Source organism: Eubacterium maltosivorans (genome assembly GCF_002441855.2).
Lineage (GTDB): Bacteria > Bacillota > Clostridia > Eubacteriales > Eubacteriaceae > Eubacterium > Eubacterium maltosivorans.
On record NZ_CP029487.1, the window covers coordinates 3,914,456 to 3,934,615 of the forward strand.

A 20,160-nucleotide genomic window follows, 5' to 3' on the forward strand; every position below is an offset into this window, starting at 1 on the left:
AAATGGAAAAAAAGCGTAAAATTTTAAAAATTGTCCAGTTTACAGCGGTGGCGCTTGCCCTGCTGGCCACAGTGCTTTTGATCAGCCGCGCGATCGCCATGCGGGCGGTTTATGACCGTGCGGTTAAGAACAACGCGGTCAGCCGGCTAGAGACACTGGAACTGGACGGTGAAGAGCAGAGCGTGCTCGTCGAGGGAAAAAGGGAGGACCTGCCGGTACTCATCATGCTGCACGGCGGTCCTCAGTCCCCCATTATTTACGGCACTGGCTACCGGGGCGACACACCAGAGCTCACAGAGCACTTTCTGGTCGTGTACTGGGACTGCTGGGGCTGCGGGAAAAATTTTACAGACGATACAGAGTCGGTGACACTTGAGCGCCAGGTCGCCATGACCTGCGACCTGGTGAGGGCCATGAAAGCACAGTATCCCGGCCGCAAAATTTATCTGTTCGGCTACTCCAACGGAACGATTTTGACGGTTTCTGCCGCCCAGACCGTAGGCGGCGACCTGGCGGGAATCATTAATCTTGGGCCCATCACCAGTCTGAAGGACGCGCAGGAGATGGCTTTTCAGGCGCTAAAAACAGAGGATATGTCTTATTGGGACAGAAGAGTGCTCGAGGAGAGCTATGAACGCAACGATCTCGAGGGCTTTTCAAAGCTTGAGGAGATGGTGACCCTCAAAACCAGCCGGATGTTTTACTGGAAGGATCTGTCTGCCAACACACGGCTCATGGGCTACTTTGTACGCGTGTTCTACAGCCCGGATTTCAGCCTGGCAGATATCTACCACGCTTATTACGCGTCCATCTTCGGGGGCTCCCGCTTCACAACGCTCCGACAGCAGATCTACGAGGCCGATGAAAAGCAGGCCATGGAAAACCTGGAGGTACCCATGTTGATTTTGCAGGCCGAGGGCGATATCTACGGTCCAGCGGATTTTTTCAGACATCTGGCCGCCCAAAAGGATAACGTCACCTTCATCCAGATACCGGAAAGCGCCCACCTGCCCACCAATGCAGGATTCGAGACTGTAAACTGCGCGGTGGTCGATTTCGCGAAATAAATTTAAAACAAAATATTTATGCTGTGCGCATGGCCCAACAGGCCCAGCCCCTGTCTTTTTTATAAAGGCAGGGGCTTTTTTGATCGGAATATAAGACACATTTGTGTCACATTTTGTCCGTGAAAATGAACTTAGAGTACTTTTTCGAAAGAAACAATATCTGTATAATAATGATTACAATAAAGTCTTACGACAATGATTTAGCATAAAAAGATACTGATATTGTGATAAAAAATATCAAAAAGCATTGGCGGATCGTTGTTAAACTTTTGAAGGAGGTGATAAAGTATGGGGAATTCCCGAAAAATACCAGATGGACGGAAGAAGAATGGGGACAGAGCGGCTGGCCGTATCGCGCTCCTCACGGTTCTGATCCTGCTGGCCTTTCTGATTGCACAGACGATGTCCTTTTCCAAGGCAGCCCGCGCTGAAAGTCCTCTGAATCCCCAAAATACGTTTCAGGATACTGCATCTCCGGCTGCATCAGGCACAGAGGTTGGCATCGGCGGGCTGATGTACCGGCTGGACAGCGGCGCTCATAAGGCCGTTCTTCTTGGAAATATAAGCCTTGAAGGCGTTATAACCATTCCGGAGGAGGTGAATTACGGGGGAGACACCTACAGTGTCACCGAGATTGCCGGCAATGCTTTTTCAGATAATAACGCGGCCAATCAGAAAATCACAGGCTTTGTCTTTGAAGGTAAAAAGAATTTATTGGAAACCATCGGCGCTTCCGCTTTTTATGGGCGCAAGAACTATACAGGAGCGCTGGATGTGCCCCATTCCGTTAAAACCATTGGTATGGAGGCTTACCGGGGCGCCAGCTTTAGCAGCCTGACCCATAAAAAGGTTGCGGGCCTGCAGGATGGGATCAGTTTTCCGTCTCTCGCAGGCGCGCGCCCGGAGCTGAGGGACGAGGCGGCGTTGAGAGAGGAGGGCTATGAAAGCATCGTGGACAGCAGTGAGGGAAATATCGCGCTGCGGAAATCTGCAAAATGGACCGATGCGCACCTGACAGAGGCCGAGATTCTCATCGAATATGGTGAAAATGAGCAGATGGTCTCAAATCTTGACTTTATCTTTGTGATGGACTACAGCACTTCCATGCTCACGCCGGCAGCAGCCACAGGAATCAGCGACGGGCAGCCGTATTCCTACCCGAGATCTTTTTATATGGAAGACCTGGTGCGGGATACGGCAAGGGCGATTCTGGGAGATACAGAAACTAAGGGCAGCAACCGGGTCGGGCTGGTGGCCTTTGGCGGGGTGAACGGCGGGGCCCATGACATGGGTTCCCTTCTGTGGACCACGGGTTTTACCCATAGCCTTCAGGACATCGACAGTGCCCTGACAGCCCATCCTCTCATCGACGACAATGTCACAGATTACACCGCGGGAATGAAGGGGGCTGCCCAACTGATTGAGGAGAGAGAGCAGCAGGCCGGATCAGAGTATAAGAACAGAAAGACCGTTATATTCTTTTTGAGTGACGGAATGCCTCTGCCGGAAAGCGCCAATGGCGCTGCCGAGGCCAATCAGCTGAAGGGAATGGGTGTTGAGATTTTACCCATCGCCATGTACACATCCCAAAACAGATACCTGCAGGCACTGTCCAGCAGCGGCGTCGTCTACGAGGCCGCGGACACCGCCAAATTTGAGGAAGCAGTCAGTCAGGCCCTGTTAGAGGCCGCGGAAAATGCAGTTATCGCCAATACCGGGCTTGTGGACGTGCTCTCTGAGCATTTTGTTTTCCAGACAGGCGCCGATACCGACGCACTCGTGTCCGAAGGAGGCGGAAGTGCGGCCGTTTTATCAGACCAGGCGGTCTGGAATTTGAGCGGGTGCAGTACAGGCGCCGTACACACTCTGACGCTGAAGGTCAGGCTGGCTGACGGAACCGAGATGGATAAGTCAGGCGTACTGCCCACCAACAAAAGCCTGGGAGCAGCGGGTGGGATTGTAACAGATGCCCAGCCAGAGCTGGAGCGTTATCTGGTCAACTATCGCTTTATCAATGGCGACGACCCGCAGGCACAGCTTCCGGAGGAAGTCATGTCCCTGCTGCCGCCGACAGAAGGGGGCTGCCGGGATGGCGCGTCAGTGTCTCCCCAGGCAGTTGCCGAAAAACAGGTGGCCGCTGAAAACGGCGAAGTTTGGGTCTTTGGCGGCTGGGATCAGGATGAGGTGACGATTGATAAGGGAAATGTGCTGTATACAGGAAAGTGGACCCGGCCACAGCTCAGCTTTGAGTTTATCAAGGTGGATGGCAGCAGCGGCGGAACGCCGCTGGGCGGAGCAGGCTTTACACTTTATGAATGCAGATTTAAAAAGGATCCGGGCCACACGCACACAGAACTGGCCACAGGAGACGCCAGCGGCTGCTGGCAGGAAAAGCTGACGGACGTCAGCGATGCCGATACCGGGAGCGTCCGCTTCGACAGCCTTGACGCCGGGCAGTATTTGCTGGCGGAGACAAAGGCGGCCGAGGGCTATATGCTGCCCCACGGGCAGTGGCTGGTCACCGCGGAGGCAGACGGCACATTTGCGATTGAAGGAAAAGGAAACTCCCTGCCGCCGGCCTTTGCGCTCACATCTGATGATCAGGGGCGTACGGTCTACAAACTGCCAAACTATAAAAAAGGAGACGTCCCGCTCACAGGCGGCTTTGGCGCTGTATTGTTTACAGCGGCTGGAATTATCGTGATCGGCCTTGCCGCCGCGCAGCTGATCATGGCCCGAAGGAAATAGGATTCAGGACAGATGATGGATAACAGCGGGAACCCGCTGTTATTCAGACTATTTTAAAAGAAAGGAACAAGAACTCATGAAAAAGAAGTTTAGTTCAATTGTAGCAAGCATAGCGATCGTAACAGTGATGATGGCGTCCTTATTTGCGCCGTTTGCAAACGCCGCGCCCATGACAGGGACGCTGCATATCTTAAAGTATTCCATGGACGATGCCAGCCAGGCTGGCGAGAGCACAGAGGGGCTTCAGGAAACCGGGCAGCTGCCGGCAAACGCCGTGCCGCTCGCCGGTGTTATCTTTGAGGTGTCCGAAATGACGCCAGCGGATGGTAAAGCCTGGGACGACAGCGACCTGGTCTTCCCGAAAACCGGGCAGGAGGCAATCGACGCCGCCAATGCGGGACTGATAAAGCTCGCTCCGCTGACCACCGGCGCGAACGGAACCAACCGGTATCAAACCAACCAGAACGGACAGATTGATATCCCAGACTTAAACGGCTACTATCTGGTGCGCGAGGTGTCGAGCGTCCAGGGTGTTAAGACAGCGGTTGAGCCCTTTGTGGTTTCTGTGCCCATGATCGACCCCACCGATAATACAACCTGGCTTGAGGATGTCTATGTATACCCGAAAAACGAATTGTCCAGTGTGAAGAAAACCGTCGACGGCGGCCTGCTCTCACACGGAGAGAACCCAAACACCTGGAAAATAACCACCCATGTGCCGAATACAATCGGCCAGGCAGCCCAGAACGCGGATGCGGGCAAAGGATATTTCCATATCGTCGACCAGTTACACCCCAACTTTGTGCATGAGAGCGGCTCTGTAAAGGTCACAGGCGATAAATCCGGCGAATTGACAAGAGATTATCACTATGAGGTGATCGAGCCCTCTGTCGATAACAATAATACCATGACGGTTAAGCTTAAAAAGGAAGGGATGGAACAGCTGGCCAACGGCGACGGCGCCGGTCAGGATTCCGTGCTGTCCGTCGAATTCAGATCCAGTATGGCGGACGATTACGACCATAACACGTCCATTCACAATAACGCGCTGGTCTTCTACTCCTTTGAGGGAGACCCGGATAACCCAGATCCGCCGACAGAACCGACGGATAAGCCCTTTATCTTCGACGGTATGGTTGGATTTATGAAAGTCGCGGCCGATGAGGATGAGGCGGTCCCGGCAGGAAGTACGAATAAAAAGCCGCTGGAAGGCGCGTATTTCCAGATCGCGACAAGCGAAGCCAACGCGCTGAATGGGAATTACATTACACGCAACGGCAATGTGGTCAGGGAACAGTCCGACGCCAGCGGGGTGGTCCGGTTTAAAGGCCTGGAGCTTACGCCAGAATTTGATGTGAGCGGCAACTTTACAGGCTTTGTGCAGGACAGCTTCTGGGCCGTCGAAGTCCAGGCGCCGGATGGCTACAATCTGATAGACGGGCCGGTCAAAATTACCATTGACGCGTCCGCCTTCGGAAATAAAATCGACGATCAGGGCAGGCCGATTCCAAACACTGTTGAGCTGAAAGATGGCAAGGAATTTGCCAATGTCGAGCTGACCGTAGTCAATACACCGAGTAACTCAAGATTAGTGCTGCCGAAGACAGGGGGAATGGGAACCCTGATGTTCACAGCCGGCGGGATTGCCTTGATTGGCGTGGCAGTAGTGCTGTTAGTCGTATACCGTAAAAAGACAAGACAGAATTAAGTGAAAAATGTTGTCAAAGGGTAAAGCCGCCAGTGCTTTACCCTTTTTATGATAAGGAGATGACACTGTGAAAATGACAATCGGAATTGCGCTGACCTTTTTGGTGGGTATCTTCCTGTTCAGCTACCCCTATCTGGCCAGCTATTTAGCTGAGGTCAACGGCTCCTACACTGTAGAAAGCTACAGAGAGGCTGTTGAACAGACCGGCAGCGCCCAGATAGAGGCGGCCTGGCAGGAAGCTGTAAAGTATAATGACAGTCTCTCCGGAAGCCCCGTGCGCGATCCCTTTGTGGCGGGGAGCGGTATGGTCATGCAGGATAATTACAATGAGGTGCTGAACCTCTATGACAGCATGGGATACATTCAAATACCTAAAATCGGGGTTGAACTGCCTATCTACCACGGAACATCAGAGGCAGTGCTGCAAAAGGGCAGCGGGCATCTGGAGGGCTCCTCGCTGCCCATCGGCGGGGAGGGCACACATTCAGTGCTGACAGGACATTCGGGGCTGGTACATGCCAGAATTTTTACCGACCTGTCCGAGATGGCAGTGGGAGATATGTTCTTCATACACGTGCTGGACCGGGCTGCCGCCTACGAGGTGGATCGGATACAGGTGGTCGAGCCCAGCGATACACAGAATTTAAAAAGGACGCCCGGCGAGGACTACTGTACACTGATCACCTGTACCCCCTATGGCATCAACAGCCACAGGCTCCTCGTAAGGGGAACCCGGGTTGAGTGTGTGCCGCAGGCAGAGACAGAAGACCAAGCGCCGCCCGGGCTGACCTCTGAACAGAGACTGCTGCTGGCGGCCGCGGCCATCACAAGCGTCGTTGTTCTTACCGCCATGGCTGTAGCAGTAAGAAAAGCTAAGAAAAAGAAATAAGAGGTATACGCCGAAACAACGTATACCTCTGTTTTTAGAATAAAGACTGTTTTCAGCCGTTTTGTTTGATCTGATAGACTTTTAGCTTATACTGCAGGTTCTGCCTCGAAATGCCCAGTTCCTTGGCGCTTTTGCTGATATTAAAGTCATTGTTTGTCAGCACTTCGTTTAAAATCTGCTTTTCGATGCGGTTGAGGGTTGACTTCAGGTCGGTATCATTCTCGCGGTCGGCCAGAAATTTGTCATGCAGCTTTTTTTCGGTATGATTTTTCTTAATGTAGGACGGCAGCAGGTCGGCGGTCAGCACAGTGTCCTGATGCTGGGCCATGTAGATGGCGTGGGTGACGGTATGCTTGAGCTCGCGGATGTTTCCGGGCCAGTCGTGGCCGAGAAGCATATCGGCAGCTTCGTCGGAAACCTGGTACAGGCTCTTGCCCATGGCCACCGCCTCGGAGGAGAGAAAGGACTGCACCAGCTCCATAATATCGGAGCGCCGTTCGGTCAGGCTGGGGAGGGTGATGGAAAAAACAGCAAGGCGGTAATAAAGGTCAGAGCGAAGCCTCCCTTCATCCACGGCCTCCAGCGGGTCCTGGTTCAGGGCGCTGAGCACCCGGACGTCCATCTCCAGCTCCTTGTTGCCGCCGACCTTGCGGTAGCGTTTCGTTTCCAGTACGCGCAGCAGCTTGGACTGAAGGGTCATGTTCATGGAGTTGATTTCATCCAAGAACAGCGTGCCGCCCTTGGCGGTTTCCAGCAGGCCCTTAGCGTCCACCGCGCCGGTAAAGGAGCCCTTGACAGTCCCGAAGAGGGTGCTTTCCAGCAGATTCTCAGGAATGGCAGAGCAGTTGATCGCCACAAAAGGATTGTGGGCACGGCTGCTGTCATTGTGAATGCTTTGCGCGAAGACTTCCTTACCGGTGCCGGTGGGACCAGCAAGCAGGATAGGGGCGTTGGTCTGGGCGGCGATTTTACCCTGCCGCACGCATTCCAGCGTCGCCACGCTGGAGCCGACCACGTCCTTAAAGGTAAATTGGGTGCCGTTGTCTTTAAGCTGCTGGTTTTTTAAGTCGTTCTGCAGCTTGTCGATGGTTTTTGCCATGTGCATATAGTCCGAGATATCCCGGTAAATGCAGATGGCAGCCTCCACATTTTTCTGGCCATCGGTTGAAAATACCGGATAGGTGCTGCTGATCACATCGGCCAGCTTGCCAGAGGGAGACTCATATTTGACATGAACATCCTGAACCTTTTTTCCAGTTTTTAACACATAATCCTGCATGGACTCGTTTTCAACATAGTTATAGAGCGTATGGGTGTCCTTCCCGATAACATCCTCATGCTTCATGTTCTCGATCTTTTCACAGCCCTTGGAATAGCAGACGATTTTGCCTGTATTGTCAACGACGTGGATGCAGACATCCTCGATGCGTTCGATTGCCTTTACGGGAAGACTCTCTCGCTCCAATGCCTCTTCAATCGTGTCTTTCTTAGTTTTCAAACGCGCTTACCTCCAACGATTAACTGTTCTGTATTAAGCATAGCACACATTACAAAAAATGGGTAGAGGGCAGCCCAAAATGAGACTGCCCAAAATTCAAACATATTATTAATAAGGGGATTAGATGTATTTCTTTTCGATTTCTTCGATCTGTTTTAAGACATCTGGTTCCAGAGCGGGTACTTCATGTGTTGCCAGAATGTTGTCGATTTTTTCAGTAACCTGACTCATGATTTCAGATTCATCGGGGTTAACCATCTTGCGGTCATAGAATTCAGGATACCATACGCTTCTGAAATTTGAGAGGGTGTGCATTTCGTTGAGGTAATGTCCGCCGTGGCCGACCTGTTTGATGACGTCCATGGCCAGTGTTTCATCGTTGACTTCAACCCCCTTCGAGTAAGCGCTGAGCTGATTGATCATTTCATTGGCCAGAACCACCATTGCGGGCGCGACGCTGTTGCAGTGATCCAGAACACCGATATCGTGAACGATATTGGCTTTGCTCAGGATGGTAGAGAAGAGTTCCATCTGGATTTCAGAGACAGACTGTGGGTCAACGGTTTTAGCGTCAGAGCAGCCGGCAGTGCCGAAGAAGGGCAGCTGATAGTAGTCTGCCAGTTCGGAGGCAGCAGCGACGGACAGGTGGAATTCCGGAGCCCCATAGGAGCCGACCGTGGTTTTCATGTCAAAGACTGTGGGCATGGAGCCGTAAATCATCGGTGCGCCTTCGTTGACAGCCTGTGTGATGACAACGCCAGCAAGGATTTCAGCATTGTTCTGTGTCAGGGCGCCAGCGATGGTGATGGGGGCAGTACCGCCCATCATGCAGTAAGGCATGTAGACAACCGGAATCTTGTTGGTTGCGCTGATAAAGAGTTTTTCAGTACTTTCGATGGGGTGGGTCATGGGTGGGATGGGTTCACAATAGTTGAAGATAAATGGTTTTTCAGCCAGTTCCTTGTGACCGCCAGCGACAACAGCTGCGATATCAATGATTTCCTGTAAGGATTCGATGTCATTGGTTGAGAAGTTGATGGTTTTGTCAAAGTTTTTAACGGTTTCGATGAAAGTGACCTGGGACTGAACCGCCGGGTCAACGTCGCCGCTCATCCCAACAGACAGGACAAAGCTGATGTTTTCCAGCGCGCTGGCAAGCGTACACATGGTTTTGGTATCAGCCTTCATGAAAGTGCGGGCTTTGTTGGTCTTGTAGTCCAGGTATTCAAGCTGGTCAGAGTGTGTACCGAAATAAACGTTGTTCTTGCTGTTGATGACCATGCTCGGGCTTCCGTCGCGGTTGTATAAGGTTAATTCTTTAGGAATGGTGTTCAGTGCTTTTTCAACCACTGCTTTTGGGAATTTAACCATATTGCCGTCTACTTCACAGCCGTATGCTTTTAAGGCATCCAGGGTGCGGTCGCCAGCGACGCGCATACCGAAATCTGCGAGAAGCTCCAGGCTCTTTTCATGGATGGTCTCAATCTTTTCTTTATTTAAAACGCCAAAGTCAATATTTCTTTTTGTGGTTTCCATTTTATTCTCCTCCTGTAAAACGAAAGTTTAGATGTGATCTCTGTATTTTTCAGGGATATACGGGTTAAGCATATCTTCCTGTTCCTTGGTAATTTCCGGTGGGCAGTAGGATTCAAGACGTTCGTTAACCGCCTGTGTAAGCGTGTCGACAACCGGCTTGTTGCCATTCTGCTGCCACTGGTTCGGGTCTTCTTTATTGAAGTATTTTGGTGTGAAAAATTCTTTGCGGAACATCTTTGGTGTACGGCCCTGGAGGTAGTTGCCCCTTGGACCAACCTTTTTAATGGTGTCGAAGCAGAGTGTGTCCTCATTGACTTCAATGCCAGAAAGCAGACGTCTGTTCATACGGTAGACATCTTCGTCCATTAAGAATTTTTCAAAGCTGGTGATGTTGAAGCTGCCGAGAATACCGCAGGAATGCAGCACCAGGTCAGGGCCAGCATCTAAGGTAGAACGGATCATCATGTCGGATTCGTAGCCAGTCTGGGCGTCGAAATCCTTGGCGTCACTCAGGCCGCCGCCAGTACGGAAAGGTACATTGTAGAAATCCGCCAAGCCAGCAGTCGCGTAGGAAATCAGAGCGGTTTCCGGCGCGCCGATGGAGAGCTGGATTTCTCTTAAGTTGGTGGAGGCAGAGGTCTGTCCATAGACCACAGGAATGCCAGGGCGGGCCAGCTGTGCCATGACCATGCCAGCAACGACTTCAGCGTTGGACATTGCCAGAAGTCCGGCCACAGACGGTGGTCCGGTGAGCACTGGCATCGCGCACGGCGAGAACCACAGCGGCTGGTTCATTTCAGCCCCAACCAGGAATTTTACAAGTGGATCGTGGTCAAAACAAAGGGGGGACAAAGAATTGACATGCACGATATTATTGTAAACATCCGCGCGGCCTTCAAAGCGGTTGATCAGTTCAAGCCCTTTTTTGAAAGGCTCGCGGATATCGCCCTGGATTGGGAAAGTGTTCGGCATCAGGTGAAGCCCGGTTTTATGGGAATATTTTAAAACCATGGCAACGGGACTGTAGATCCGTTCTTCCATGGACAGCTGCTTATCTTCCAGGAAAACATTGAAGTAGTTACAGTCAATGACATCACTGGTATCGGAAATTTTAAAGAGATCAACGGTTTCATCGTTGGTCATCTTGTGGATTTTACCAGATTCCAGGCGGTAGATGCTGCCCACAGCCGGCATGAGCACGCGCGCGCCGCCGCCAAAGGTGTGGCTGCCCTTGGAATTCTCAACAGTAAAGGATGCAGGTGCGGTGGACAGGGCGTCCGTCACCAGCTTTTCATCCATATAAACGGTGTTGCCGTCCACACGGGCGCCGTGACGTTTAAACAGTTCAATAATTTCCGGATGTTCAAAGATCACACCAACTTCAGCCAGTACTTTTAACGAAGTCTCGTGAATTTTCTGAACATCATCTTTTGAAATATATTTTTCATAAGATTTCATATGTTTTCCTCTTTTCATAGCAATTAATGGTTTAAATCCGTTTAACAGAAGGCCGTAAAGACAGCAATTAATCAGATTGTGGGGAGCCCGTAGAGAACTCCCGCACAAACCATTAATTGCTGACATATATTTTAATTAAATATGTCCGTAGTAATCGCGGTGGGCAACGCAGGACCATGCATAGTCAAGCAGCGTACCCCAGGAGAATACCGGCAGGTCTACTTCGCGCTGGATCGCTCTTGCGAATGGCTGCATACCCGTGCATTCTAACATAATGGCCTTAATATCCGGGTGTTTTGCGATGAATTCCTTGGCAATGCGGATCATGTCCTTTTCGGATTCATCATAGTAGCTTTCCGGAACAGCCGGGCGTTTTTCGTGATCCCAGAGGGTATCGAACTGAGGACAGCCATATTCGTCCTGAGCGCCAGCGATGTGGAAATTACTGTTCAAGTCAATGCCGACCTTTTCGAGGTGGGTATCGGTTAAGAAACGCTTCTGGGCACAGATGATGCCAACCGCGTTTTTCGGCCCGATCAGCTGCTGGATAAACGGCACCTGAAGCAGGCTGGACATAAAGACCGGAATGTCAACCGCAGCAGCGACATCCTGCTGGAAATATGCGAAGTATCCGCATTCAGCGGCGACAGCGCGGCAGCCCATTCTTTCCAGGTTCTTGGCAGCCTGCACAATCGGTTCGCGGCAGGGGGTCTTATCCTGTTCCCATACGAGTGTGTAGTTGTCAACACCCTTGGCAATCTCATACTGAATGGGGAAACCCCAGGCGCTTGCGTTGCGGACATCCCCCGGGAATCCTGGATAAGCGTCGTCCAGTACCATAATACCAATCCCCATACCATAGCAGGTATGATTTTTCCGTGTCGTCATGTAATTGATGGCTAAATCTCTTTGCATTTTTTATTCCTCCCTGAATTTAAATGTTGATGTTTGCCTGTTTACTTGTTGCTGTTATTTAATGCAAGCTTTGTGCCAAATTTGTCTGCATTCATCATGAATTTAAAAAAGATTTTTATGCCTGTTTACGCGAAAGAACTTGCTTATTAAAAGGAAGAAATAAAAAAAATAAAAAATTTCCAGAAAAATTTAAAGTTTTTGAAGAAAAAAACGGTTCCAAAAACGCAAAAAAAGATTACACGCAAAAAATGATGACAATATTGTTCAAAACTCTTTTAAACAGAGGGTTTGAAAAGCATTGCAAAACGATGGTGCATAAAAATTTGCACTGCAGAAAGAAGCCGTTTTCACGAAAAACCCTTTAATTTAGCTTAAATAGGAGAAAAAAATAGATTTACGAATTGGCACGAACCTTGCAATATATAATTGCATAGTCATTCGCTAAATGATAGGCTTTTCCCAAAACCAGCTTATTCCCATAGTATAGGGTGCAAAACACTCGATTGTCAATGGAAGTTTAAAAGGTTACCATCAAAATAATATGGGTAATAGGCTGGTTAAAGGGTAAGGCTTGTCATATTCGAAAATCTAAAAAAGAGGGAGAAGTATTATGTTTAAGAAAGTCCGACTGATAACTGTAGGTATTCCTATTGTTTTAATGGGCGCTGTTTTGATCCTGGGTGCGACGGATCCGAACTTTACAGACACGATGACTGCATTTTTCTTGGAGCTCATGCACAGCGGTGGCTGGCTGGTAGCTCTTGGTATCCTGTTATTTTTAGGATTCTTGTTTTTCTTGTTTGTGCATCCAATTGGCAGCACGAAGTTTGGGGGACCGAATGCCAAGCCAAAATACAGCACATGGAACTGGTGGGCGATCTCACTTTGTGCCGGTATCGGTACCGGGATCGTATTCTGGGGGGCTGTTGAACCTCTGACCATTTCCTTTACACCGCCGGCATCTGCTGGTGTTGAACCGGGAAGCTATGCAGCCATTATCTGGTCTCTGGCAAAATGTTTCCAGCACTGGGCATTCCAGCCATACTCCATCTATGCAGTAGCAGCCATCTGCTGTGGCTATGCTTACTGGAACATGGGTAAAAGCTATGCCTCCAGCGCAGGTCTTGTTTACTGGAAAAACGGTAAGGACCTGAGTGACAAAGCTAATGATATTTTAGATGGGATCGTATTATTCGCCATCGTCGGTGGTGTTGCCGGCTCTTTGGGATATGGTCTGCTACAGATCGGCGCAGGTCTGGATTTTGTATTCGGCATCACACCTGGTCCAATGATCTGGACTGCCATCGCAGTTGTCATTATTGTTTCTTATACGATTTCAAGCGCCACAGGTCTCGATAAAGGGATCCAGTGGTTGTCTGACAAAAATGCGTGGATTTTTATCGCGCTGATGATTTTCATGTTTTTCTGTGGACCGGTACAGTACATCTGTAATCTTACAGTAGAATCCTTTGGTTACTACATTAACAATATCATCGCGTTAACCTCTTATACAGAACCAGTTGTAACAGCTGTCGCTGATTCTGAAATGTGGCCACAGTGGTGGGATTTATACTGGATGACTGACTGGCTGTCCTTTGGACCGATTGTTGGTTTATTCTTGGTAAAAATGTCTTATGGCCGTACGATCCGTCAGTTTATCGTCGTTAATGTTGTTTTGCCATCTATTTTTGGCGTTATCTGGTTTGGTATTTTTGGCGGATTCGCTATCAATATCCAGTTAACTGGCGTTTATGACTTAATGGAATTCTACAATGCCAGCGGTGCTGAAGCATTCATGATGAAATTATTCGAATTTGTTCCAGGTACAATGATCATACGTGTGATCATGCTTGTTCTGGTGGCCCTGTCGTTTATAACGCTGGCCGACTCCATGACATCGACCATTTCGCAGATGTCCTTGAGACAGCAGACCTCTGATATTAAAGAAGCGCCGCTTCCGATCAAGGTTTTCTGGGGTGTCTTAATCGGTGCAGTATCCATTCTGTTCGTCGTTACCGGCGGCATCAATGGCATAAAAATTGTTAAGACCATTGCGGGCTATCCGATGCTCTTTGTGGAAATAGCCATGATCATCGGTTTCCTGAGGTATTTCCTGTCTGGTAAAAACAAACAAGATGAAATTACCTACGCGGCCGATCTTGACCGTCAGATTAAAGCAGCTGAGGCGGAAGCCGCAGAAGAGGCAGAGGCCAAAAAGAATAAGAAAAAAAGATTTGGCAAAGCATCTGCTTCAGAATAACTAATTATATTTGGTAATAACCGGTGACATGACCACGCCGGAAATTACATACATCGAAAAACTTCCAAAGCAAAAATAAAACAGCCGAAAGGCTGTTTTATTTTTATGCTTATGATTTAGGATCGGCGTGGTGATAGCGGTTGTTCTGGATGCCAAGGGTCCGCATTTTGTATTGAAGGCTTTGCCGTACCATGCCAAGTGCCTCGGCACTTTTGGTGATATTATAATTGTAGGTATTTAAAACCTGCAGGATCACCTTCCGTTCAAAATCATCCGTCAGGTTTTTGAGCGAAGCGTGGCTTTTGGCAGACCATGTTTCATTGTCCAAAAGCGTGCGCCCGGTGGTGCTTTTCTTCAACTCTGCCGGCAGCTGCTCAGATGTGATAATATTGCTGTTGTAAGGAGCCAGCAGAATGGCGCGGACAATAATGTGCTTGAGCTCCCGGACATTGCCGGGCCAGTCGTAATTATAGAGTAGTGTTCTGGTTTCTTCTGAAAAATCATAGAGCTTTTTTCCCATAGAGGCAGACTCAGTACTCAGAAAAGAGAGCGCCAGCGGAATGATATCCTCGCGCCGTTCTCTGAGCGGGGGCAGGGCAATGGTGAGGGTCGCCAGCCGGTAGTACAGGTCAGAGCGGATGCGTCCCCTTTCAATGGCAGCATGCGGGTGCTCGTTCATAGCGCTGATGATCTGCGCGTTGGTGGTGAGCTCCTTTGTGCTTCCAACGCGCCTGTAGGTGCCGGTTTCCAGAATGCGTAAAATTTTGGACTGAAGCATTAAGTCCATGGAATTAATCTCATCCAGAAAAACAGTTCCGTTCTCCGCTGCTTCAAAAAGACCCTTAGTGTCGCCGGCGCCCGTGTAAGCGCCCTTCACGGTACCAAAGAGTGTGCTTTCAAGCAGCGTCTCAGGGATGGCAGAACAGTTGATAGCCACAAAAGGGGCGTTGCTCCTGCTGCTGGCATTGTGGATGCTCTGGGCAAAAACCTCTTTTCCAGTGCCCGTTTCGCCATAAATCAGCACTGGCGCTGAAATCTTGGCAGCCAGCTCGGCTTGCTGTGTGCAGTCGCGGATGCTTTCCGATACACCGGAAATATCCGAGATCTGGTAACGGGTGCCGTTGTTGTTTTTCTCCTGCTTTTTGAGTTTTGCCTCAAGTTGTTCAATTTTTTTGGAGAGGTAGATATAATCGGATTTATCTCTGTAAATGCACATGGAGCCGATAATCTCCCTTCCGGCCTTATCGAAGATAGGGTAAACACAGCTGATCGCATCGACAGTCATCCCCTTGGCATTCATATAACGGATGTTAAAGTCTTTTAAGGGTTCGCCATTTTTTAACACTCTCAATGCGGGAGAAACCTCACCATCATAAAACTGGTAGACCTCCAGCACATGCTTCCCGATAACATCCTCCCGCTTCATGCCATCCAACAGCTCGCTGCCCTGGGAAAAACAGACAAAGCGGCCGCCGTCATCAATAATATTGATGGCAATATCTTCTACCAACTCAAAAACCTTAATGGTTTCCGGGTCGAGAAAAAATTTTTTGTTTTTTTTCATAAAATCACTCCAATCATCTTCCTATATTTAATGCAATATTCATACCAAATCAAAGCAATTCGCAAAATAATTATGCTGGCAAAATTATTTTGCAGCTCTGATTTCTTTACAGATTAAGGGACTTTTAAGATATTAAAATCAAAAGAAATGCATAAAAATTATGCGTTGCGTCTGAATAAACCCTTAAAAACGGCTGTTTTAAGCCATTTTTGTTTTGGCATTGATCTTGCTTTATATAGAATTGCGATTCATTTTGCTGGAGTTTACTGCTGAAGGGGGGACACGAAGCAGTAACGCAGATGAAAATTTTGTAAGAGGAGAGAAAAAATGAACGAAAAGAAAAAAGTGAGTTGGCTGAAGCAGATTGACTGGTGGGTCGCCCTTCCAGCACTTTCCATTCTGGCAGCTCTGATGGCTTGGGCATTGATTGATCCAACAGGAATGGGCGATGCGATTAATGTTATTTTTAATTTCTTAACAGACGGTTTTGGCTGGGTTTACCTGATGCTGGGACTGCTGTTCCTGGGCTTCTGCCTCTGGCTGGCCTTTGGACCTTACCGGAATGTAAAGATTGGGAAAGATGATGAAAAACCACAGCATTCTTTCTTCTCATGGTTTGCCATGATCATTGCCTGCGGCTACGGCGTCGGCCTGGTCTTCTGGGGAGCCGCAGAACCGTTGAGCTTCTTGCAGACACCGCCGATGGGTATGGAGCCTTACACAGCAGAATCCGCTGTAAGAGCGCTGGCACAGGCGTTTTTCCACTGGGGCTGGGTTCCATGGGCCATTTACATGGTTGTTGGGGTTACCATGGGCTACTTTATGTTTAGAAAAGGAATGCCGCCGTTTTTCAGCCGTGTGCTGGAACCCATCTTTGGTGATAAGGTTAAATCAAAAGGATTCCGTATTCTTGACGGTTTTCTGGTGTACGGGGTTGTCGGTGGTGTCACCACAGCCACAGGGCTTGGTATCCTTCAGCTGGCGTCGGGGCTGTTCTCGCTTTTCGGGATTCCGGAAAACAATCTGACCTATATTATCATCGCCGTTGCATGGGCCGCGCTGTTTACCACAAGCGCTGTCAGCGGGATTGACAAGGGAATCAAGATTCTCAGTAATCTGAATATTCCGCTCTGCATTATCGTTTGTGTAGTCGTCTTTATTGTTGGTCCGACTGCTTTTATTTTAAATACCATGAGCAGCTCGCTGGGTGATATGCTTGGAAACTTCTTCCCGATGGCTTTATGGACTGACAGCATTGATAAGACTGGCTTTGCTCAGGGCTGGACTATTTTCTACTGGGCGTGGTGGATCGCTTCCGCACCGTCAACCGGCCTCTTTGTAGCGGACATCTCACGCGGGCGCACATTAAAGGAAATCGTGCTGGTTCATCTGGGCGCTGCCCCAATCGCTACCTGGCTGTGGTTTGCAACCTTTGGCGGAACAGCCATCTTCCAGGAAATGTTCCAGAACTTAGGTCTGGTTGCCTCCATGAATGACATGGGCACACAGTCTGTTGTATTTACCATGCTGTCGCATCTGCCGCTTGGCCAGATTTTGGCAGTGCTGTTCCTGATTTTAATCTTCCTGTTCCTGGCAACAACCGTAGACTCTTTCTCATATGTCTGCGCTCAGGTATCAACCAAGGAAGACCAGAATCCAACCATGCCTTCTAAACCGTTAAGAGCTGTCTGGGCGATCTCGATCGCTGCGCTGGCGATCACCATGATTCTTGTCGGAAAAGGACAGATTCAGAGCCTGCAGCTGTCCTCGGTTGTCGCCTCTATTGTCATCATGTTTGTCATGGTTCTGATGATTATTTCAATGGTTAAGTCGCTGAAGCAGGAAGAAATGGAAGGAACCATCGATTTACAAAAGATTAACAGCAGAAGATACATTATGGAAGAAAAAGCAAGCACGCTGGAAGCTAAAAAAGCAAAGCGTGCCGCTAAGAAAGAAAAAGCAGAAAATATTTGACAAGTTGGAGTGAGAAAATGAGATTAAGATTCAATTTTGCAGAAAAAGAAGAGCTCGACAAAATTCATGAGGCGACGCTGGAGGTTTTAAAAAACGTCGGTGTGAATTTTCATGAAGAAGAGGCCCTTCAGATTTTTAAAGAACATGGGGCCAGAGTCAGCGGCAACACGGTTTTTATAGAAGCCGATATGGTTGAAAAAGCCTTGTCAAGCGCGCCATCCCAGTTCGAATGGAGAGGACGTGAGAAAAGCGTTGTTATTGGCGATGGGGGCAGCGTGTCTGTTCCATGCTATGGCCCGATCTACCGCCTGAAAAATGGAAAAATTGAGGACATAGTCCCCCAGGATTTGGTGGATGTAACCAAGCTGCACGAGAGCAGCGCAGTGCTTGACGCCGGGAACCCCAATGTCATGGAGCCGGTTGCCGTACCAAGGGAAATCCGGCGCGGCTATCAGATGGCGACCGCCCTTAAATATCATACCAAGCCGGTCATGGGCATGGTTGATGGAAAAGAAGCAGCTGAGATGAGTATCCGGATGGCTCAGGATTTTTATGATATCCATGACCAGACGCCAGTGGTTGCAGGCCTGATCAATGTAATGTCGCCCTTAGGGATCAGCACCGCCATGTGTGAGGCGTTAATTGTCTATGCGAGAGCCGGACAGCCTGTGGTGGTTGCGGAAGGCGGCTTCCCGGGTGTTACCCTGCCGCCGAGTATAGCAGGAACGCTGGTATCCAACAATGCCGGTATACTGGCAGGCATTACCCTGGCACAGCTCGTGAATCCAGGAACGCCGGTTGTCTACGGTCTCCCTGCCGTAAGCGGCGATTTGAAGGTAATCTCCATGGCAATCGGGGGCGCCGAGACGCCGTTGTTTGTATACTATGCCAAGGAAATCGCCAATTACTATCATCTGCCGGTACGGGCAGGCGGCGGGCTCACAGACGCCAAGGCTGTCGATTACCAGGCTGGTAAGGAAACCGCATTAAATCTCTTTGCAACCTATGGCGCAGGCATCGATTTTATCATTCACGCCTGCGGTATCCTGGATACCTACAATACCATCAGCTTTGAAAAACTGGTATTGGATGAAGAAACCGCGTTGAGTGTTAAGCGCCAGTTTAAAGGTTTTGCAGTGGATGACAAGCATATGATGGTTGAAGAGATTGCCAAGGCCGGCCCAGGCGGAAGCTACATTAACAAACGGACACCAAAGATTTATCGAGAAGAATTTATGCTTCCTAAACTGGCGAACCGCGAAACGACACAAAACTGGCTGAAAGACGGCGCGAAAAGTGTAGAGTCTCTGGCAGCTGATATGGTAGAAGAACGAATCGGTAATTATAAACTCCCTGAATTAGCCGATTTCCAGAAAAAATTATTAGAAAAATACATTCCACAGGAGTGGAATGCCGACTAAAAAATACTTGTTTGCCTGAATGATGCTAGAAATTGCTTACTCCCTCAATTTGCTAGTATTTAAAGAAGACCGTCCCCCGCGGTCTTCTTTTTTTAGATGCCTTCATATAAAAAACGCTGCTTCAAGTAAAAGAAAACAGCGTTTTAATTGATCGAATTTGAATTTTTAGATAAAGCGCTTAGCTTTCGACAATTTCAAGGATGTCCATTGGGCATGCTTTTGCACAGATACCACAGGCGATACATTTGGATGGGCTGTCCTTGTCTTCTGCTTTGACAATCAGGCCGAATGGACAAACTTCAACGCATTTACCGCAGTTTGTACAAAGCTTTTTGTTGATCATGTAAACGCCCTTAGGATTCTGGGAGATTGCGCCGGCTTCGCAGTTTTTAGCGCATTTGCCGCACTGCACACAGACCTTGGTTTTCAAGTCGCCGTTGTCTTTTACGTCAACTTTAATACAGGATAAATCATGACCATAAGCTCTGTCTTTATAGAAAGCAGTTGAACAAGCCCATTCACAGGCAAGACAATTCATACAGAGTGACTGATCGGTTACTTTAAGTTTTTTCATAATGATGATACTCCTTCTCTCGGACCTTTGAGATTGCAGCCTACAAAGAATCCGTTCCCCAATATTTATTCTACCTTAATTCTAACGAGAATGATTTCGATTGTCAACAACAAATCATTCCATATTTTGGAGTATTTTTTTGAGGAATCGGGCAGGTGGGTCTCAAAAAGAGAGCTAAATTTTACTCTATTAAATAAAACAGAATGAAAAAACAGGAGGTCTCCGGGGTTTTTAATAAAAACAGCGCCGTTTTTAGTGCCTTTTATCGAAGAATAAGGCGCTGTTTTTTGGTCAAATTCTAAAAGATAACAGAGGGTGCAAAAAAATATGCATGTGCAAAAACCGATTACACATTTTTAAAAAGGGCTTAAAATCGCCATAGAATAACGGTTTTTTTAGAAAATAAGCGTGATTCCCTCAAAAAGAGCAAAAAAATTTGCGGTTTGAATTTTTGGTAAAAATCCTTTTGGATGATAATGAACTCCAGAAAATGGCTTAAACAGGCTTTTTACAAAAAAAGTAAGAATCTTTTCAGGCCGTTTTAAATT

Annotated in this window: 13 protein-coding genes; 7 read left to right on the top strand and 6 right to left on the bottom strand. The window is 48.7% G+C overall.

The genetic code is table 11. From position 1 onward, the window contains the following. The first annotated feature begins 2 nt into the window (after positions 1-2). The 4 genes from CPZ25_RS18130 to CPZ25_RS18145 all read left to right on the top strand — a co-directional run bounded on the left by CPZ25_RS18130 (position 3) and on the right by CPZ25_RS18145 (position 6,412). A complete protein-coding gene (locus tag CPZ25_RS18130) occupies positions 3-1,067 on the top strand; it encodes an alpha/beta fold hydrolase (protein WP_242867546.1) in 1,065 nt (354 codons plus the stop codon). A 288-nt stretch (positions 1,068-1,355) separates the two neighbouring features. Then, positions 1,356-3,815: a SpaA isopeptide-forming pilin-related protein gene (locus CPZ25_RS18135; protein ID WP_096918984.1), complete on the top strand. Its 2,460-nt coding sequence runs from the start codon at positions 1,356-1,358 to the stop codon at positions 3,813-3,815. A 76-nt stretch (positions 3,816-3,891) separates the two neighbouring features. Continuing rightward, positions 3,892-5,523: a SpaH/EbpB family LPXTG-anchored major pilin gene (locus CPZ25_RS18140; protein ID WP_096918983.1), complete on the top strand. Its 1,632-nt coding sequence runs from the start codon at positions 3,892-3,894 to the stop codon at positions 5,521-5,523. 73 nt (positions 5,524-5,596) lie between these two features. Next, a complete protein-coding gene (locus CPZ25_RS18145) occupies positions 5,597-6,412 on the top strand; it encodes a class C sortase (RefSeq protein ID WP_096919240.1) in 816 nt (271 codons plus the stop codon). Between the two features lie 52 nt (positions 6,413-6,464). On the opposite strand, the gene CPZ25_RS18150 is transcribed toward CPZ25_RS18145, so the two are convergent. The 4 genes from CPZ25_RS18150 to CPZ25_RS18165 form a co-directional block, all read right to left on the bottom strand. Beyond that, positions 6,465-7,910, bottom strand: coding sequence for a sigma-54 interaction domain-containing protein (locus CPZ25_RS18150; RefSeq protein WP_096918982.1), 1,446 nt, complete (start codon positions 7,908-7,910; stop codon positions 6,465-6,467). A 120-nt stretch (positions 7,911-8,030) separates the two neighbouring features. Then, positions 8,031-9,446, bottom strand: a complete 1,416-nt coding sequence (locus CPZ25_RS18155) for a trimethylamine methyltransferase family protein (protein WP_096918981.1) — start codon at positions 9,444-9,446, stop codon at positions 8,031-8,033. 27 nt (positions 9,447-9,473) lie between these two features. Next, positions 9,474-10,904, bottom strand: coding sequence for a trimethylamine methyltransferase family protein (locus tag CPZ25_RS18160; protein ID WP_243129321.1), 1,431 nt, complete (start codon positions 10,902-10,904; stop codon positions 9,474-9,476). A gap of 135 nt (positions 10,905-11,039) precedes the next feature. Further along, a complete protein-coding gene (locus tag CPZ25_RS18165) occupies positions 11,040-11,819 on the bottom strand; it encodes an aspartate/glutamate racemase family protein (RefSeq protein ID WP_058695508.1) in 780 nt (259 codons plus the stop codon). Positions 11,820-12,429: 610 nt separating this feature from the next. On the opposite strand from CPZ25_RS18165, the gene CPZ25_RS18170 reads away from it, so the two are divergent. After that, on the top strand, positions 12,430-14,079 hold the full coding sequence (locus tag CPZ25_RS18170; protein ID WP_096918979.1) for a BCCT family transporter: 1,650 nt from the start codon (positions 12,430-12,432) through the stop codon (positions 14,077-14,079). 109 nt (positions 14,080-14,188) lie between these two features. On the opposite strand, the gene CPZ25_RS18175 is transcribed toward CPZ25_RS18170, so the two are convergent. Beyond that, a complete protein-coding gene (locus CPZ25_RS18175) occupies positions 14,189-15,643 on the bottom strand; it encodes a sigma-54 interaction domain-containing protein (RefSeq protein ID WP_074616593.1) in 1,455 nt (484 codons plus the stop codon). A 327-nt stretch (positions 15,644-15,970) separates the two neighbouring features. Here CPZ25_RS18175 and CPZ25_RS18180 point away from each other — a divergent pair, with 327 nt between their 5' ends. Both CPZ25_RS18180 and CPZ25_RS18185 read left to right on the top strand, forming a co-directional pair. Beyond that, positions 15,971-17,617, top strand: coding sequence for a BCCT family transporter (locus tag CPZ25_RS18180; RefSeq protein WP_058695505.1), 1,647 nt, complete (start codon positions 15,971-15,973; stop codon positions 17,615-17,617). 17 nt (positions 17,618-17,634) lie between these two features. Continuing rightward, entirely contained in the window at positions 17,635-19,038 is a 1,404-nt protein-coding gene (locus tag CPZ25_RS18185; protein WP_096918978.1) for a trimethylamine methyltransferase family protein, read from the top strand. A gap of 178 nt (positions 19,039-19,216) precedes the next feature. Here CPZ25_RS18185 and CPZ25_RS18190 read toward each other — a convergent pair whose 3' ends face one another. Then, a complete protein-coding gene (locus tag CPZ25_RS18190; RefSeq protein WP_013381949.1) occupies positions 19,217-19,612 on the bottom strand; it encodes a 4Fe-4S binding protein in 396 nt (131 codons plus the stop codon). Positions 19,613-20,160 lie beyond the last annotated feature (548 nt).

What these genes read in the sequence shown, in the direction of transcription:
- CPZ25_RS18145 (WP_096919240.1), top strand. Translation starts at nt 5,597, where the DNA reads ATGACAATCGGAATTGCGCTGACCTTTTTGGTGGGTATCTTCCTGTTC.
- CPZ25_RS18130 (WP_242867546.1), top strand. Translation starts at nt 3, where the DNA reads ATGGAAAAAAAGCGTAAAATTTTAAAAATTGTCCAGTTTACAGCGGTG.
- CPZ25_RS18165 (WP_058695508.1), bottom strand. Translation starts at nt 11,819, where the DNA reads ATGCAAAGAGATTTAGCCATCAATTACATGACGACACGGAAAAATCAT.
- CPZ25_RS18155 (WP_096918981.1), bottom strand. Translation starts at nt 9,446, where the DNA reads ATGGAAACCACAAAAAGAAATATTGACTTTGGCGTTTTAAATAAAGAA.
- CPZ25_RS18175 (WP_074616593.1), bottom strand. Translation starts at nt 15,643, where the DNA reads ATGAAAAAAAACAAAAAATTTTTTCTCGACCCGGAAACCATTAAGGTT.
- CPZ25_RS18135 (WP_096918984.1), top strand. Translation starts at nt 1,356, where the DNA reads ATGGGGAATTCCCGAAAAATACCAGATGGACGGAAGAAGAATGGGGAC.
- CPZ25_RS18140 (WP_096918983.1), top strand. Translation starts at nt 3,892, where the DNA reads ATGAAAAAGAAGTTTAGTTCAATTGTAGCAAGCATAGCGATCGTAACA.
- CPZ25_RS18185 (WP_096918978.1), top strand. Translation starts at nt 17,635, where the DNA reads ATGAGATTAAGATTCAATTTTGCAGAAAAAGAAGAGCTCGACAAAATT.
- CPZ25_RS18190 (WP_013381949.1), bottom strand. Translation starts at nt 19,612, where the DNA reads ATGAAAAAACTTAAAGTAACCGATCAGTCACTCTGTATGAATTGTCTT.
- CPZ25_RS18160 (WP_243129321.1), bottom strand. Translation starts at nt 10,904, where the DNA reads ATGAAATCTTATGAAAAATATATTTCAAAAGATGATGTTCAGAAAATT.
- CPZ25_RS18170 (WP_096918979.1), top strand. Translation starts at nt 12,430, where the DNA reads ATGTTTAAGAAAGTCCGACTGATAACTGTAGGTATTCCTATTGTTTTA.
- CPZ25_RS18180 (WP_058695505.1), top strand. Translation starts at nt 15,971, where the DNA reads ATGAACGAAAAGAAAAAAGTGAGTTGGCTGAAGCAGATTGACTGGTGG.